The sequence below is a fragment of the Halorubrum depositum genome (assembly GCF_007671725.1).
GTDB lineage: Archaea > Halobacteriota > Halobacteria > Halobacteriales > Haloferacaceae > Halorubrum > Halorubrum depositum.
Map to the genome: position 1 here is coordinate 1,219,551 of NZ_VCNM01000001.1, position 14,347 is coordinate 1,233,897.

Sequence of the window (14,347 nt, forward strand, 5' to 3'; positions counted from 1 at the left end):
GGTGGTCAGAACGCGTCGCGGATGCCCTCGTACGCCGCGCCGACGTCGAGGCTACCGTTGAAGTTGGCGAAGACTTCGGAGAGCGAGGACTGGATGGCCGGCGCGACGGCCGTCCCGTGCGCGATGGCCGGCGGCTGCGTGTTCGAGTTCTGGAAGTCCTCGAACTGTCGGGTGAGGAAGTCGCCGAACTCGTCCATCGGCACGTCAGTCCGGGGCGGGATCGAACCCTTGATGGGATTGAACCGCTCCTGTGCGTCGACGGTACCGGCGTAGTTGAGGAACTGCTCGGTCGCCTCCGGAGACGGGTTGTTCGTCGGGAAGACGAACGAGTCGATGACCGACTGGTAGACGCCCGAGGTGCCCGGGAACGGCACCATGTCCCAGTCGTCCTCGAACTCGAAGTCCTCGGCGGAGCCGTACTGGCCGGCCGCCCAGTCGCCCTGGTGGAGGAACGCGGCGTCGCCCTCGATCACTCCGTTGTTCCCCTGGTCCCACGAGATGGATCCGGCGTCCTCGGGATAGTACTCAGCGTACGACGCGAGCGTCTCGAGCGAGGTGCGCACCTCGTCCTCGAGCGACTCGACGTCGCCGCCGATGAGAGTCTGGTAGTCGTCGACGCCCTGCTGGCCGATGAAGACGCTCTCCCACAGCTGGAGCGACGACCACGGGGCCTGCGTCTGGTGGGCCATCGGGGTGGCGTCGGTCTCGGCCGCGACGGTCTCCATCGCAGCGAGGAGCCCCTGCGGGTCGTCGATGTCGGTCGCGTCTACGCCGGCGTCCTCGAGGACGGAGACGTTATAAAACAGGTTGTTCAGTCGGTGGATGTTGATCGGAACGGAGACGAGGTTCCCTTCGGGCTGGGCGAGGTCGCGGACGCCGTCGAGGTAGGCGTCGCGCATCTCGTCGTCCCAGACGGAGTCGCCGATGTCCTCGAGCAGTCCCTCGTTCGTGTACGGCGTGAGCGCCTGTCCGGGCCAGATCTGGAACGTGCTCGGCGGGTTTCCGTCGATCACGCGGTTCTGGATCACCGTGTCGATCGCGGAGCCGGCGCCGCCGGGCGCCGGGTTGTCGACGATCTCGACGTCCGGATGTTCCTCTCGGAAGCCGTCGAGGAGGGCCTGATACGCGTCCTGTTCGCCGCCGGCGGTCCACCAGTGGACGATCTCCAGTTCGGCGGAGTCGCCGCCGTCGGACCCGTCAGAGCCGTCACTGCCGTCAGAGCCGTCACTGCCGTCAGAGCCGTCGCCGGAACAGCCGGCGATCCCCACGGTCGCGAGGGCCCCGGCGCCGGCCACGTAGTGGCGGCGGGTGAGTCGGTCCTCCGAACTTGCGCTGTTGTCACGTGACATGTGTCCGCGAGTTCGGATGCACCTTACTTAACGATTGATGTTTATTTACTCAAAATATTATTAAAAAACGGATCGCATAGTAAACAGCCGTAAACGGACTCTCCGTGGGAAAGAGGAAATGAGCGTCTTCTTCGGAACGTCGTCGCCGGCCCGTTTTTGAACGGTTTAGCCGGGGGTGATCGTAACGAATTGGTGCCGACTGGGCGTTCGCTCCCCGCCTCGACGACGGGTCGGCTCGGCGCACCGACCGACCGATTCTTGAGCGCCCGGCCCGGACCCACACGGCATGGACGGACCGCTGTGGATCGACGCGCACGCTCCCGCGCTCGACGAGATCCGACAGGAGGAGGCCCGCGAGCGGCTGGAGCGCGCGGTCGACGAGCCGATGAACCTCGTCGTACAGGGGCCGCCGGGGGTCGGGAAGACGGCGGCGACGCGGGCGCTGACCCGGGCCGCCCACGAGAATCCCGAGGGCGACCTGATCGAGATCAACGTCGCCGACTTCTTCGGCCGGACGAAAAAGGAGATCCGGACCGACCCCCGCTTCGAGGGGTTCCTGCAGGGGCGGAGCCGGATGGCGAAACGCGACATGATAAATCGAGTTCTGAAGGAGTCGGCGTCGTACGCGCCGATGTCCGGCGAATACAAGACGATCTTGCTCGACAACGCCGAGTCGATCCGCGAGGACTTCCAGCAGGCGCTCCGGCGCGTGATGGAGAAGCACCACCGGACCACGCAGTTCGTGATCGCCACCCGCCAGCCGTCGAAGCTCATCGCGCCGATCCGGTCGCGCTGCTTCCCGGTGCGGATGCGCGCGCCGACCACCGACGAGACGATCGACGTCCTCGAGACGATCTGCGACCGTGAGGGGGTCGAGTACGACGCCGACGGGCTGGAGTTCGTCGCCAGCGCGGCCGGCGGCGACCTCCGCGAGGCGATCCTCTCCGCGCAGGCGACCGCGGTCGAGGGAGGCGAGGTCACGATGTCGACCGCCTACGAGACGCTCGGCGAGGTCGGCGACGACGACGCGATCCGCGGGGCGCTCGGCGACGCCCGCGCCGGCGACCTGAAGGACGCGCGGTCGACCCTCGACGATCTCCTCGACGACGGGGGGTACGACGGCGGGGAGCTCCTCCGGGAGGTCCTGCGGGTCGCCCGCGCCGGCTCCGAGTACGGCGGCGACGACCTCGCGCGGCTCCACGTGCTCGCCGGCGAGGCCGACCTCGACCTCACCGACGGCCTCGACGACCGGACCCACCTCACGCACCTACTCGCGGCGTGGGCGGCCGGCCGCACCGAGCTCCGACCCGACCTCCGCGACCCGGTGGAGGCGTGACGATGGCGCGGAGCCCGCCGCTCGCGCGCGTCCTCCCGTTCCCGGTCGTCGACGAGGCGTGGCGGCTGGCGCTGGTCCCCGCCCTCGTCGGGGCCGCGGCGCTCCCCCTCCTCCCCCCGGTCGGCGCCGCCCTCGTCGCGCTCGCGCTCGGGGTCCTCTGGTTCCACCGCGACCCCGACCGAACCCCGCCGGACGCGGAGGGCGTCGTCGTCGCCCCCGCAGACGGCACCGTCTCGGTCGTGCGCGAGGAGGGGACTCGCCTGCGGGTGGGCGTGTTCATGAACGTCACCGACGTCCACGTGAACCGCGCGCCGATCGCCGGCGAGGTCCGCGAGGTGCGGCACCGCCCCGGCGCGAACCGGCCCGCGTTCAGCAAGGAGTCCGACCGCAACGAGCAGGTCGCGATCGACTTCGGCGAGTACGAGCTGCTGGTCATCGCCGGCTGGTTCGCCCGCCGGATCCACCCGTCCGTGGAGCCGGGCGACGCCGTCGACCGCGGCGAGCGCGTCGGCCACGTCTCGTTCGGCTCCCGCGCCGACGTAATCTTCCCCGCCGACGTCGACGAGGACGACCTCCTCGTGCGCGAGGGCGACGCGGTCCGCGCGGGCGAGACGATCATCGCGGAGCGGGACTGAGGGTCATCGCCGAGCGGGAGAGAGTGATCGCCGAGCGGGAGTGGGACGACGCTCGGCTTGACGGAGTGAGCCCCTCCGGCTCCGGCGCGCTACAGTCCCCAGAAGAACGCGATGCCGGCCGTCGTGACGACGGTGAGGATGAGCTGGAGCGGAGCGCCGACGCGCGCGAAGTCCGTGAACTTGTACCCGCCGGGGCCGTACACCATGAGGTTCGTCTGGTAGCCGACCGGGCTGAGCAGCGGCGTGCTGGCGGCGAACGTCACGGCGAGGGCGAACGCGAAGGCGTTGGCGCCGAGCTGCCCCGCGACCTCGACGGCGATCGGGAGCATCAGCACGATGCTCGCGTTGTTGCTCACCATCTCCGTGACGATCGCGGTGCCGAGGTAGAACGTCGCGAGCATCGCGATAGGCGGCAGGACGGCGCTCCCGGCGACGATCCCCGTCGCGATCAGGTCCGCCGTCCCGGACGCCTCGAAGGCGATGCCGAGGGGGATGACCCCCGCCAGCAGGAAGATGACGTCCCAGTCGACGGCGTCGTACGCGTCCTCGGGACGGAGGATTCCCGAGAAGAGCATCGCGACGACGCCGGCGAGCGCGCTGACCATGATGGGGAGGTACTCGAGGGCGGCCAGTCCGACGACGCCGGCGACGATGCCCAGCGCGATGGGGATCTGCCGCCGGTCGAACTCCTCCCAGCGCTCGTCGCTGGAGACGACGACGTTGGCGTCGGTTCGAATCCGGTCCAGGACGTCCGCGCTCGTCTGCACGAGCAACACGTCTCCGGCCTGCGGGTCGACGTCGCGGAGGCGCTGGCGGATCACCTCGTTTCCCCGGCGGATCGCGAGGACCGTCGCGTCGAACTCGCGCTCGAAGCCGACGACGCCGTCTCGCCGATTCGACCATGGCCCGGGAAGCAACACGACCTCCGTGAGCGAGGTCTCCGTCTCGTCGTCGTCCGCCTCGTCGCCCGCTTCGTCGTCTTTCCCTTCGGTCTCATCGGCCGCGGGGGCGGCGTCGGACGCCGGCGACCGGTTCCACGCGTGGCGCGCCGACACGACCTCCTCGGGCAGGGATGTGCCCTCGTCGACCGCGGCGTCGCGGAGTTCCGGCAGGAGGGCGAGGTGTTCGTCCTCGATGACCTGTTCGAGCGTCTCCTGGTCCGCTCGCACCGAGAGGACGTCGCCGGCGCGGATCCGCTCGCTCGGGAGGCCGCGGACGATGGTGCGGCCGTTGCGCACGATCTGGAACACGTCCAGGTCGAGGTCGCGGCGTCGCAGCGCCCGCACCTGCGACCCGACGAGGTCGGACTCCTCGTCCACGACGACGTCGGTCAGGTAGTCGGACATCCCAAACTGGTCCGTGGGGGATCCCTCGGCGGTGATCCGAGCGGGGGTGAGGTATCGCCCGACGGTCAGCAGGTAGACGCTGCCGACGGCCAGGACGACGACGCCCAGCTGCGTGAACTCGAACAGCGAGAACGGCTCGCCCGTCGGTCCGATCTGTGTCCAGATGTCGCTCGCGAGCAGGTTCGTCGACGTCCCGATGACGGTGAGCGTCCCGCCCATCATCGAGGCGAAGGAGAGCGGAATCAGCAGCTTCGACGGCGAGGTCCCCGTCTTCTTGGCGAGGTTGATGACGGCCGGGATGAGCACCGCGACGATGGGCGTGTTGTTGACGAAGCCCGCGAAGGGTCCGGAGAGCCCGACCGTCGCGAGGAGCTGTCGGAACTCGCTGTCGCCCGCGAACGACTCCATCTTCCGGGTGAGGATCTGGATGACGCCGGTCTGTCGGACGCCCTCGCTGAGGACGAACATCGACAGCACGGTGAGCGTCGCGGGGTTCGAAAAGCCCGACACGCCCTCCTCCGGGGAGACGCCCGTCCACGGGCCGAGGAGGATGAGCGCGACCATCAGCGCGATGGCGGTCGTGTCGATCGAGACCGGCTGGAGGACGAACAGGGCGAGCGCGACGGCGACCACGGCGAGCACGACGAACACGTCGAGCGGGACCGGCAGCGCTACGGGGAGCTGTCCGAGGAGCGTCGACGGCGGCGGTACGAGACCGTGTACTACCGTAATCACCGAATCAACCGTGTGCGGGTCCTCGCGGAGCCCACATAGTAGTACGGAACCGGGCGCTCCGTGATGGCGGCCGTCGGCTATCGGCGAATGTTGATAGCGTCCGTCGGCTATCGGCGAAGGTAGGTGGCGGCCGTCGGCCGCGTGAGGGAAGCTCGGAGCGGATTTATAAAACGAACGGCCCCTGCTGCCGGATCGGCTCGCCGTGCGGCCGGCCCGCGACCGCGACGAGCCGGAGGTCGCCGTCGGTCGCGACCGCGAATTCGCCGCCGGCGCGGGTCGTGAAGACGTCTCCCTCCCCGAACGCGTCGCCCTCGACGGACCCGCTCCCCGCGACGCCGTAGAGGAAGCCCGCCCACCCGTCCGGCACCGTCCACGTCCACGCGTCGTCGACGCGGACGTCGAGGTACTCCATCGGGGTGTGGAGGTCGATCGGCGACCCCTCTCCGACGACGGTCGTGACGGTCGCGCCGTCCGTCTCCCGCGTCGGGAGCTCAGCCGCGCTCGCGTCGACGTAGTCGGGGTCGACCTCCTTCTCGTCCTGCGGGAGGTTCACCCACAGCTGGAGCCCGTTGCAGGCCTCGCCGTCGGCGGGGAACTCGGAGTGACGGATGCCTTCCCCGGTCGTGATCCGCATCGCCTCGTCCTCGCGGGCGGTGTGTTCGACGCCGAGCGAGTCGGCGTGGTCCATGCCGCCCTCGATCATGTACGAGACGATCTCGAACCCCTTGTGCGGGTGCATCGGGAATCCCGTGTCCGGCTCGATGTAGAACCGCTCGAACAGCACGAACGGGTCGAGGTTCGTCGGGTGACTCTCGGTCGGGAACGCGCGGTTCGAGTTCACGCCCGTCCCGTGGCGAACCGGCTCGCCCGAGACGACTCCGTCGCCGCCGTCGGTCGTCGCGTTAGTCTTCATAGGCGATCTGATTGGTCCGGCACTGATAAGCGTCTCGTCGGCGGTAGCCGAGAAATAACATAATTCTTATAATAATATCTTCGAAAGCGTTTGAACGGAGTTAAATAGCCCAAATAAACGGAATCACAGTAGTCGATCCTCTTACTGGAACGCGTTACAGAGAACGTTCATGTGCCCGGCGAGCATACGACTGGTCGTAGACATGAGCTACGAACTCGATCCGTTACCGTACGATTACGACGCGCTGGAACCGCACATCTCCGAGCAGGTGCTCGAATGGCATCACGACACCCATCATCAGGGGTACGTGAACGGCTGGAACTCGGCCGAGGAGACCCTCGAGGCCAACCGCGAGGAGCACGACTTCTCCTCGTCGGCCGGTGCGATCCGGAACGTGACCCACAACTCGTCGGGCCACATCCTCCACGACCTGTTCTGGCAGAACATGTCCCCCGAGGGCGGCGACGAGCCCTCGGGCGCTCTGGCAGACCGCATCGAAGAGGACTTCGGCTCCTACGAGGCCTGGAAGGGCGAGTTCGAGGCCGCCGCCTCCGGCGCCTCCGGCTGGGCGCTCTTGGTGTACGACACGTTCTCGAACCAGCTCCGCAACGTCGTGGTCGACAAGCACGACCAGGGCGCCATCTGGGGCGGTCACCCCATCCTCGCGCTCGACGTCTGGGAACACTCCTACTACCACGACTACGGTCCGGCTCGCGGCGAGTTCGTCGACAACTTCTTCGAGGTCGTCGACTGGAACGAGCCCGCCGCCCGCTACGAGCAGGCCGTCGAGCTCTTCGAGTAACGCGTCTAGAACGCGCTCCGAGACGCGCGTCGAATCCCGCGTCGGAGTCGCGCCCGAAGGCGTCGCGGCCCTCTTCCGGTATTCTACTGCGGTTCCGCCTTACTCGACGAGCGTCGTCTCGATCACGGCGCAGGTCTCGTCGAGCAGGACGCGGAGCTCGTCGCCCGCGCAGGGGAGCGTCAGCCGCACCCGGAGCGGGTCCTCGGAGACGACCGTCGTCAGCCGGTCGCTCACGCACCAGTCGAACTGCCAGAACGGCGCGGTGTTCAGGTCGACGCCGCGGTCGGAGTGGAAGACGAGCGTCTCGGCGTGGTCGAGGAGCGTGACGCCGATCGTCGACCGCAGCCGGTAGCTGCACCGCCGGCAGACGTGTTCGACGGCGACGTCGAGGTCCTCGTCGTCGGGGTCACGCACGAGCGTGGTGTCGATCGAGCCGGTGCACTCGGGGCAGACGCCGTCGGCGGCCAGGCAGTAGTGGTGGCGGACGTAGTGGTGGAACGCCTGTAACAGCTCGTCTGTGGTCCGGTCGTCGAGCCCGCCCGAGGGGAACGGGTAGCTCACCTGGACGGTCCCGCAGTCGGCGCAGCCCACGGTGAGCTCGTCGTCGACGTACCAGCCGTGGAGGTCGCCGCCGCAGTCGTAGCAGGCGCCGTCCGCGGGGAAGAAGCCGAGCTGCGCGCGCTCGGTGAGGCTCCCGGTGAAGATGGCGCTGACGACCTTCCGACCGGGCGAGCGGAACTCGTACCCCTCGTCGCTCCGCCGGATGAAGTGGCCGGTGAGCTGCCGGAGGTGGTAGCTGAAGTTCGCGCTGTCGTCGACGTCGACGCGGTCGAACAGGTCGGTGAAGCTCACCGGCGCCTCGTCGGCGCCGAGCTCCAGGAGGGCCCGGAGGACGGCGACGCGGGTGTCGTTGCCGAGCGTCGCGAACACCTCCGCGGGGAGGACGCGCGACTCGGTGCGGGGGGTCGCCGGCCCGCCGCGGTCGGCCTCGGGCTCCCCGCCCGTGGCCGACTCGTCGCCGTCGACCTCCCGGTCGCCGCTCGCGTCCGGTCCGGTGCTCCGATCGAACTGACTCACGCCTCGGACGTGCGCCGGGGGCGGCTAAAGCGTATCGGGGTCGGCGACGGCGCGGCGACGGGGGGTCCGGGCATAGCGTTTTGTGTGCCGCCCCCGAGGTGAAACGCGTATGCCCGAAGAGACGATCCACGAGTCGAAGGGGTCGCGGAGTCGACAGGCGCTGGCCACCTACTTCCGCCGCATCGCGAAGGCGCTCGGCCGCGGCGAGCCGATCCCGGTCGACGACGCCGGGACGGTGACCGTCGACCCCGCCGCCGAGTCGGAGGTCGAGATCGAGCTCGAACGCGAGGACGGCACCGTCCACTTCGAGGTGGAGGTCGAGTTCGACGAGGAGGAGGGCGAGGTCGACGTCGACGCCGCCGCGAGCAGGGGGACGTTCGAGCTGTACGCCGACAACGCCGGCCAGTGGCGCTGGCGGCTCGTCCACGACAACGGGAACATCATCGCCGACGGCGGCGAGGGGTACGCGGACAAGCGCGACGCGAGGTCGGGGATCGAGAGCGTGCAGCGGAACGCGCCGGGCGCCCACGTGATCGACGCGAGCCGCGGCGAGGAGCCGCCCGAGGAGGGCGGAAGCGACGCGGTCTTCGAGCTGTTCCGGGACAAGGCCGACGAGCACCGCTGGCGGCTCCGCCACGAGAACGGCAACGTCATCGCCGACGGCGGTCAGGGGTACGCCTCGAAGCAGAAGGCGAAACAGGGACTCAACAGCGTGAAGTCGAACGCGCCGGGCGCGCCCGTCGAGGAGCTCGACGGCGACGAGCCGGCCGAGGACGACGAGGAGTAGGTCGGCGATGGTCTCCGACGACTCCTCCACCGGCGACGCGGGAGTAGAGCCCTCCACCGGCGACGCGGGAGTAGAGCCCTCCACCGGCGACGCGCGGAGCCGAGACGCCGAGGACCGCAGCGTCGCCGCCGATCGATACGATCCGGACGACGACTCGGGCGGGTACCTCTCGCCCGGCGACGACGCGCCCGCGGATCTGGGCGATATCCTCCTCTACGGCGTGCTGGGCGGGATCGCCGGGTCGGTGCTGTCGTTCGTCCCCTTCGCGACCGTCCTGGGCGGCGCGCTCGCCGGCTACCTCTGCGGCGGCACGTCGGCCGACGCGCTCAAGACGGGGGCGGTCGCCGGCCTCGTCATGACGCTCCCGTTCGTCGCGGTCGTGTTCGTCTTCCTGTTCCTCCTCGGGTTCGCCGGCGCGCCGGCGGAGTTCGGGCTCGTCGTGCTCGTCGCGGTCGGGCTCGGCGCCGCCTACACCCTCGGCTCGGGCGTGGTCGGGGGCTACCTCGGGCACTACCTCCGCGGGGAGCTGTAGCGCGGCCGCGGACCGCACCGCTTATTCGACGCCCGTCGCTACCTCGGGTCGGACATGGACGCGCTCGACGCCAAGTACCCGTTCTTCACGGCCGCCCGCGAGGCCGTCGCCGACGCCGCGGTGTCGCTGCCGGAGCTCGTCGCGGCCGACGCCCCCGCCGTCGAGCGCGGCCGCGAGCGGGTCGAGCGCGCCCTGATGGACGGGACGGTCGAGTCGGAGAGCGGCGAGTTCCCCGGCGAGTCCGACTACGACGTGCAGGCGGAGCTGCTCTCGTATCCGGTCGCGCGGATCCTCGTTTCGCTTTTAGACTCCGAGCCCGCGATCGAGAAGTACGCCGCCGCGGAGGCCGCGACCGCGGTCGACCGGATCCGCGAGGACCTCGCGACCGACGACGAGCTGCGGTCGGTGTCGACGCCGACCGTCGAACTCGACGACGTGCTCGCCGAGTTCGACCTCGCCGACGCGGTCCGCCCGGAGTCGGTCGGGGGGAAAGCGGGGGCCGGCGCCGACTCCCCCGGCCGCGACCCCGCCCACTACCGGATCGACGTCGGCCCGTACCTCCGGCTCACGTCTCCGTCGTGGGGCGAGTCGTGGCGGCTCGTCAATCGCGCGCTCGCCGGCGGGGCGGTGCGCGTCTCCCGCGAGGAGCTGCTCGACGCGCTGGAGGCCGCGGTCGAGGAGCGGGTGCGCGAGGGGCTCCCGTTCGAGCTGGCGGCCGGCGAGGGGATCGCCGCCGAACTGGAGGAGGGCGTCGCCGACCTCAAGCGCCTGCTCTCCGAGCGGAGCTACGCGGGGCCGGTCGACGTCGTCGCCCCCGAGCTGTTCCCGCCCTGTATGACGAACCTGATCGAGAAGGCCGAGCGCGACGCCGACCTCTCGCCGCCGGAGTCGTTCGCGCTGATGGCGTTCCTCGTCGGGATCGGGATGACGCCGGACGAGGTGGTGGCGTTCTGCGCCGACACGAGCCTCGACGCGGAGGGGATCCGGTATCAGACGGAGTACCTGAAGGACGATCGCGGGACGCAGTACCCCCCGCCGACCTGCGAGACGCTGGCGAACTACGGGATCTGCCACAACGAGGAGGACCACATGCAGGTGGCCGCCGACCCCCTCGCGTACTACGAGAAGCGGGTCGCTGCCGCCGACGAGATCACGGACTGGCGGGACCGCGAGGGCGACAGGAACGGGGAGGAGAGCGATGAGGAAAACGGGGAGGGAAGCGAGGGGGAAACTGAGGAGGAGAACGGAAAAGCGCGGGCCGCGAGCGAGACCGTAGACTCGGACGGAGCGGAGTAGGGTAGTCGCCGACTTACTCCCCGTCGTTCGCGCGGATGAGGTACGCGCCGACGAGCGCCATCAACAGGACGAACCCGGTCAGCAGTCCGATCAGCGCGATCGCGCCGGACTCCGGCAGCCCGGACGACCCGCCGAACGTGACCCCGATCCCGACCAGCCCGAGGATGAAGACGGCGGCCGCCAGCAACGAGACCGCGATCTGCCGACGAAGCTCCGCGTCGATTTCCATGCCCGCGGGTTTCCGTCGCCGCTAAAAAAGCACTTCGATGAGGGCGGCCGTGTTCCGGCGGCTCCCGGCGACTGTCCCCTCGATGGCGCCGACAGCCGAACCCCAGATTTCGGACGCTCGACATCCTCCGGCGGCGAATTTAACCGTTTTCGGCGCCTATCTCGACCCGAAGCGAGGGCCACCCTCGCGGTCACTCATGACGCATCCCCGAACCCCGCCCGCGTCAGCGGCCACCAATCCGGACGCACCGCGAGCCGCGCCGCCGGGGGAGCGATCCCCGGAGCGAGGCGTCTCCGCCGCGGTCGACGACGACGATTCCGAGCGCGCTCCGAGCGCCGCCGTCGACGTCGACGACCGGTCGGCGCGCGCCGCCGCGGAGGAGATGACGGTGCGGCCCCTCCGCGACCGGCGGTACGTCGTCGAGACGGACGGCGGCACATACGTCGTCGCGCTCGACGCCGGCACCTGCACCTGCCCCGACCACGCGATCCGCGGCTCCCGGTGTAAACACCTCCGGCGCGTCGCCATGGAGGTGACCGCGGGGTCGGTCCCGGCACCGGACGAGCGCGTGGGCGCCTGCGCGGTCTGCGGGACGGAGACGTTCGTCCCGCTCGACGACCCGGGGGCGCACCTCTGTTCGCGCCACGCGTTCGAACCGGGCGACGTCGTCCGCGACCGGGAGACCGGCGAGCGGCTCGTCGTCGTCGCGGTCACGACCGAGCGCGCCGACGCCTACCGGACCGAGGAGGACCGGACGGTCGACGAGTACGCCACGAACGCCGCGTACGGCGCCCACGAGCCCGTGATCGAGGCCGTGTACGTCGACGCGGTCCGCCCGGGGCGCGGCCTGTCGGACTGCGAGCGGTACGCCTTCCCAGCCTCGCGGCTCGTTCGCCCGCGCCGGGAGTGACCGCTCGCGGCCCCGCCACGCCGTCGAGTCAGCCCGCGAGGTGACTGATGTCGCGCCGCAACGTGTATCCCTTCGGGACGCCGACGGCGCCGAGACACCCCTCGCACAGCACCCTCTCGTAGTCGCGGTTCGTCTCCTTCTCGAGCAGCGAGACATCTCCGATGGGAAGCACCGACTCGCAGCGGTCGCACTCGACCTTGTCGCCGTCGACGATCTTCATTGAACGGGGACCACTTCCGCCGATCAGTATAAAAAGGCGCGCCCGGCGTTATCACTCCGGATAGCGGCATCGGTATAAAAATGGGTGCGGTCGGCGCGACGGTCGGTCGCGGTGCGTCCGAGGTTAGCCGAAGAGTTCGCCGAGGCCCTCGCCGCCGTCCTCGTCGTCGTCCTCGTCGGCCTCGTCGGCCGCTTCCTCGGCCTCGTCGTCGCTCTCGTCGGCCTCGTCGGCCGCTTCCTCGGCCTCCGCGGCGTCCGCGGAGCCGCCGGACGCGGCGCCGGCGGCGGGGGCCGCGGCGGCCGTCTCGATGGCTTCCTCGATGTCGACGTCCTCCAGCGCGGCGACGAGCGCCTTGACGCGGGATTCCTCGACGTCGACGCCGGCGGCTTCCAGCACGCCGGTGATGTTCTCCTCGTTGATCTCTTCGCCAGTCTCGTTCAGGATGAGCGCAGCGTAAACGTATTCCATTGGTGTGTCCTCGTAGTGTTAGCCGAACATCGCGCCGAGACCGTCGCCGCCGTCGTCGCCGTCGTCCTCGTCGGCGTCGGCGTCGCCGTCGGTCGTCTCAGCGTCGTCCGTGTCGTCGTCTTCCTCCGCCTGTTCCTCCTCGTCGGCGTCGTCCGTCTCCGGAGCCGGGGCCGCCTCGACCCCCTGCAGCTCCTCGGGGAGTGCCTCCTCGTCGTCGATCTGGGCCGCGAGCGAGCGCAGCTGGGCGTCGGCCTTCCCGATGAGATCGGGCACGACGTCCGGGCTCTCGATCTCCGCGAACAGCCCGACGGACTTCGCCTCGCCGGAGGCCTTCGCGAGAAGGCTGCCGACCGTGGCGGCCGTCGGGTACTCGGCGTTGATCGAGAGGTTGCGCGCGGCGGCGGCGGCGGACCGGATGTCCGCCGCGTACTCGTCGACGTCGATTTCGAGCTCGTCCGGCTCGAACAGGACGCCCTCCGAGTAGACGCCCTTGAGGTCGAGCCCGACTTCCTTCGGCTCGATGCCGAGCTCGACTAAGACGTTCGCGAGGTCGTCGTCGACGACCTCGCCCTCCTCGAGGACCGTAGAGTCCTCGGTGACCATGATCGAGCCGTCCTGGATGCGTGCGGCCGCGCCGATCGTCTGGAGCTCGCCCACGAACGGTCCGGGGTCGACGCCGGTGTCACCCTCGGGGATGACGACGTCGTTGGGGGCGACCTCGCCCGCGTTGATCGGGGCGGGGGTCTTCGAGGCTTCCAGCTGCTGGAAGAGGCCGAACGGGTTGTCGTTCGTGCCGATGAGCGCGACCTGACCCGAGACGTACTGGGTCAGCTCCTCGACGCCGTCGTCGACCTCTTCGAGGGCGCGAACGGTGAGCGTGTTCCGGCTCACGCGGACGTCGGCCGAGCCGTGCAGCTCGCGGCGCATGGCCTGGAGCTGCCGGCTCGGAATGCCGCCGACGCCGACGATCCCGACGGAGTTGAATGAGTCGATGAACTCGACGAGCTCGTCGACCTCCTCCTGTTTCCACTGCGGGATCGTCTCGGTCTTGCGGACCGAGCTCATACGGGCACCTCCTTGGCGGGACCCATCGTGGTCTTCACGTAGATCCCGTCGATGTTGAGCGGGCCCTTCTCGAGGCTCGCTTCGAGCCGCCGGACGATGACGTCGATGTTGTCCGTGATCGCCTCGGCGCCCATGTCCTCGGCGCCGACGCGAGTGTGGAACGTGCGCCGGTCGCGGGACCGGAGCTGCACCGTGTTCTTCATCCGGTTGACGGTCTCGACGACGTCGTCGTCCGGCTGTAGTGGGGTAGGCATCTTCCCGCGCGGACCGAGGACGGTACCGAGGTACCGACCGATGTCCTGCATCAGGTTGGCCTCCGCGACGAAGAAGTCGGTTTCGCCGGCCAGGTCCTTTGCGCGGTCGTCGTCGTCTCCGAGGTCCTCGAGGTCGTCGCTGTCAAGTACTTGGTCAGCGACTTCCTGAGCGCGGACGGCGGTTTCGCCCTCCGCGAAGACGACGATCTGTGTCTCCTGCCCCGTTCCAGCCGGCAGCACGACGGACTCGTCGATGCGGTTCGACGGATCGTTGAGGTCAAGGTCTCGCAGGTTGATCGCGATGTCCACGGTCTCGCGGAAGTTCCGCTCGGGCGCATCGTCGAGTGCGAGAGTTACGGCCTCTTGTATTGTGTCTGCCATTTTCACCTCCGT

Annotated in this window: 16 protein-coding genes; 7 read left to right on the forward strand and 9 right to left on the reverse strand. The window is 69.4% G+C overall.

All coding sequences use genetic code 11. The annotated features are described in order from the left end of the window. Window positions 1-5: 5 nt before the first annotated feature. Window positions 6-1,349 (reverse strand): ABC transporter substrate-binding protein, encoded by a 1,344-nt coding sequence (locus tag FGM06_RS06310; RefSeq protein ID WP_144798262.1) that lies wholly within the window; start codon window positions 1,347-1,349, stop codon window positions 6-8. 286 nt (window positions 1,350-1,635) lie between these two features. Here FGM06_RS06310 and FGM06_RS06315 point away from each other — a divergent pair, with 286 nt between their 5' ends. Both FGM06_RS06315 and FGM06_RS06320 read left to right on the forward strand, forming a co-directional pair. Continuing rightward, the gene (locus tag FGM06_RS06315; protein WP_144798263.1) at window positions 1,636-2,685 is read left to right on the forward strand and encodes an AAA family ATPase; all 1,050 of its coding nucleotides are present in this window, start codon (window positions 1,636-1,638) and stop codon (window positions 2,683-2,685) included. Window positions 2,686-2,687: 2 nt separating this feature from the next. Then, a complete protein-coding gene (locus FGM06_RS06320) occupies window positions 2,688-3,320 on the forward strand; it encodes a protein sorting system archaetidylserine decarboxylase (protein ID WP_144798264.1) in 633 nt (210 codons plus the stop codon). Between the two features lie 89 nt (window positions 3,321-3,409). Here the strand turns inward: FGM06_RS06320 and FGM06_RS06325 are convergent, their stop codons facing one another. Continuing rightward, a complete protein-coding gene (locus tag FGM06_RS06325; RefSeq protein ID WP_144798265.1) occupies window positions 3,410-5,401 on the reverse strand; it encodes an SLC13 family permease in 1,992 nt (663 codons plus the stop codon). Between the two features lie 163 nt (window positions 5,402-5,564). Further along, window positions 5,565-6,314, reverse strand: a complete 750-nt coding sequence (locus FGM06_RS06330) for a pirin family protein (RefSeq protein ID WP_144798266.1) — start codon at window positions 6,312-6,314, stop codon at window positions 5,565-5,567. Window positions 6,315-6,516: 202 nt separating this feature from the next. Here FGM06_RS06330 and sod point away from each other — a divergent pair, with 202 nt between their 5' ends. After that, window positions 6,517-7,116, forward strand: a complete 600-nt coding sequence (gene sod, locus FGM06_RS06335) for a superoxide dismutase (protein WP_144796938.1) — start codon at window positions 6,517-6,519, stop codon at window positions 7,114-7,116. A gap of 99 nt (window positions 7,117-7,215) precedes the next feature. On the opposite strand, the gene FGM06_RS06340 is transcribed toward sod, so the two are convergent. Beyond that, the gene (locus tag FGM06_RS06340; protein ID WP_144798267.1) at window positions 7,216-8,193 is read right to left on the reverse strand and encodes a winged helix-turn-helix domain-containing protein; all 978 of its coding nucleotides are present in this window, start codon (window positions 8,191-8,193) and stop codon (window positions 7,216-7,218) included. 109 nt (window positions 8,194-8,302) lie between these two features. Here FGM06_RS06340 and FGM06_RS06345 point away from each other — a divergent pair, with 109 nt between their 5' ends. The 3 genes from FGM06_RS06345 to FGM06_RS06355 are packed head-to-tail and all read left to right on the forward strand — an operon-like array spanning window position 8,303 to window position 10,808. Then, window positions 8,303-8,980, forward strand: coding sequence for an HVO_2922 family protein (locus tag FGM06_RS06345; RefSeq protein ID WP_144798268.1), 678 nt, complete (start codon window positions 8,303-8,305; stop codon window positions 8,978-8,980). Between the two features lie 7 nt (window positions 8,981-8,987). Further along, a complete protein-coding gene (locus tag FGM06_RS06350; RefSeq protein WP_186310980.1) occupies window positions 8,988-9,512 on the forward strand; it encodes a DUF5518 domain-containing protein in 525 nt (174 codons plus the stop codon). A gap of 54 nt (window positions 9,513-9,566) precedes the next feature. Then, a complete protein-coding gene (locus tag FGM06_RS06355; RefSeq protein ID WP_144798269.1) occupies window positions 9,567-10,808 on the forward strand; it encodes a DNA primase in 1,242 nt (413 codons plus the stop codon). 13 nt (window positions 10,809-10,821) lie between these two features. On the opposite strand, the gene FGM06_RS06360 is transcribed toward FGM06_RS06355, so the two are convergent. Beyond that, a complete protein-coding gene (locus tag FGM06_RS06360; protein WP_144798270.1) occupies window positions 10,822-11,037 on the reverse strand; it encodes a DUF7472 family protein in 216 nt (71 codons plus the stop codon). 196 nt (window positions 11,038-11,233) lie between these two features. Between FGM06_RS06360 and FGM06_RS06365 the strand changes: the two genes are divergently transcribed. Then, entirely contained in the window at window positions 11,234-11,947 is a 714-nt protein-coding gene (locus FGM06_RS06365; RefSeq protein ID WP_241662534.1) for an SWIM zinc finger family protein, read from the forward strand. Between the two features lie 28 nt (window positions 11,948-11,975). On the opposite strand, the gene FGM06_RS06370 is transcribed toward FGM06_RS06365, so the two are convergent. The 4 genes from FGM06_RS06370 to FGM06_RS06385 form a co-directional block, all read right to left on the reverse strand. Further along, complete coding sequence (locus FGM06_RS06370) at window positions 11,976-12,167, reverse strand: hypothetical protein (protein WP_144798271.1); 192 nt, start codon at window positions 12,165-12,167, stop codon at window positions 11,976-11,978. A 123-nt stretch (window positions 12,168-12,290) separates the two neighbouring features. After that, window positions 12,291-12,635 (reverse strand): 50S ribosomal protein P1, encoded by a 345-nt coding sequence (gene rpl12p, locus FGM06_RS06375; protein WP_144798272.1) that lies wholly within the window; start codon window positions 12,633-12,635, stop codon window positions 12,291-12,293. A gap of 18 nt (window positions 12,636-12,653) precedes the next feature. Continuing rightward, a complete protein-coding gene (locus FGM06_RS06380; protein ID WP_144798273.1) occupies window positions 12,654-13,700 on the reverse strand; it encodes a 50S ribosomal protein L10 in 1,047 nt (348 codons plus the stop codon). After that, complete coding sequence (locus FGM06_RS06385; RefSeq protein ID WP_144798274.1) at window positions 13,697-14,335, reverse strand: 50S ribosomal protein L1; 639 nt, start codon at window positions 14,333-14,335, stop codon at window positions 13,697-13,699. Before FGM06_RS06385 ends, FGM06_RS06380 begins: the two co-directional genes overlap by 4 nt. Between the last annotated feature and the right edge of the window lie 12 nt (window positions 14,336-14,347).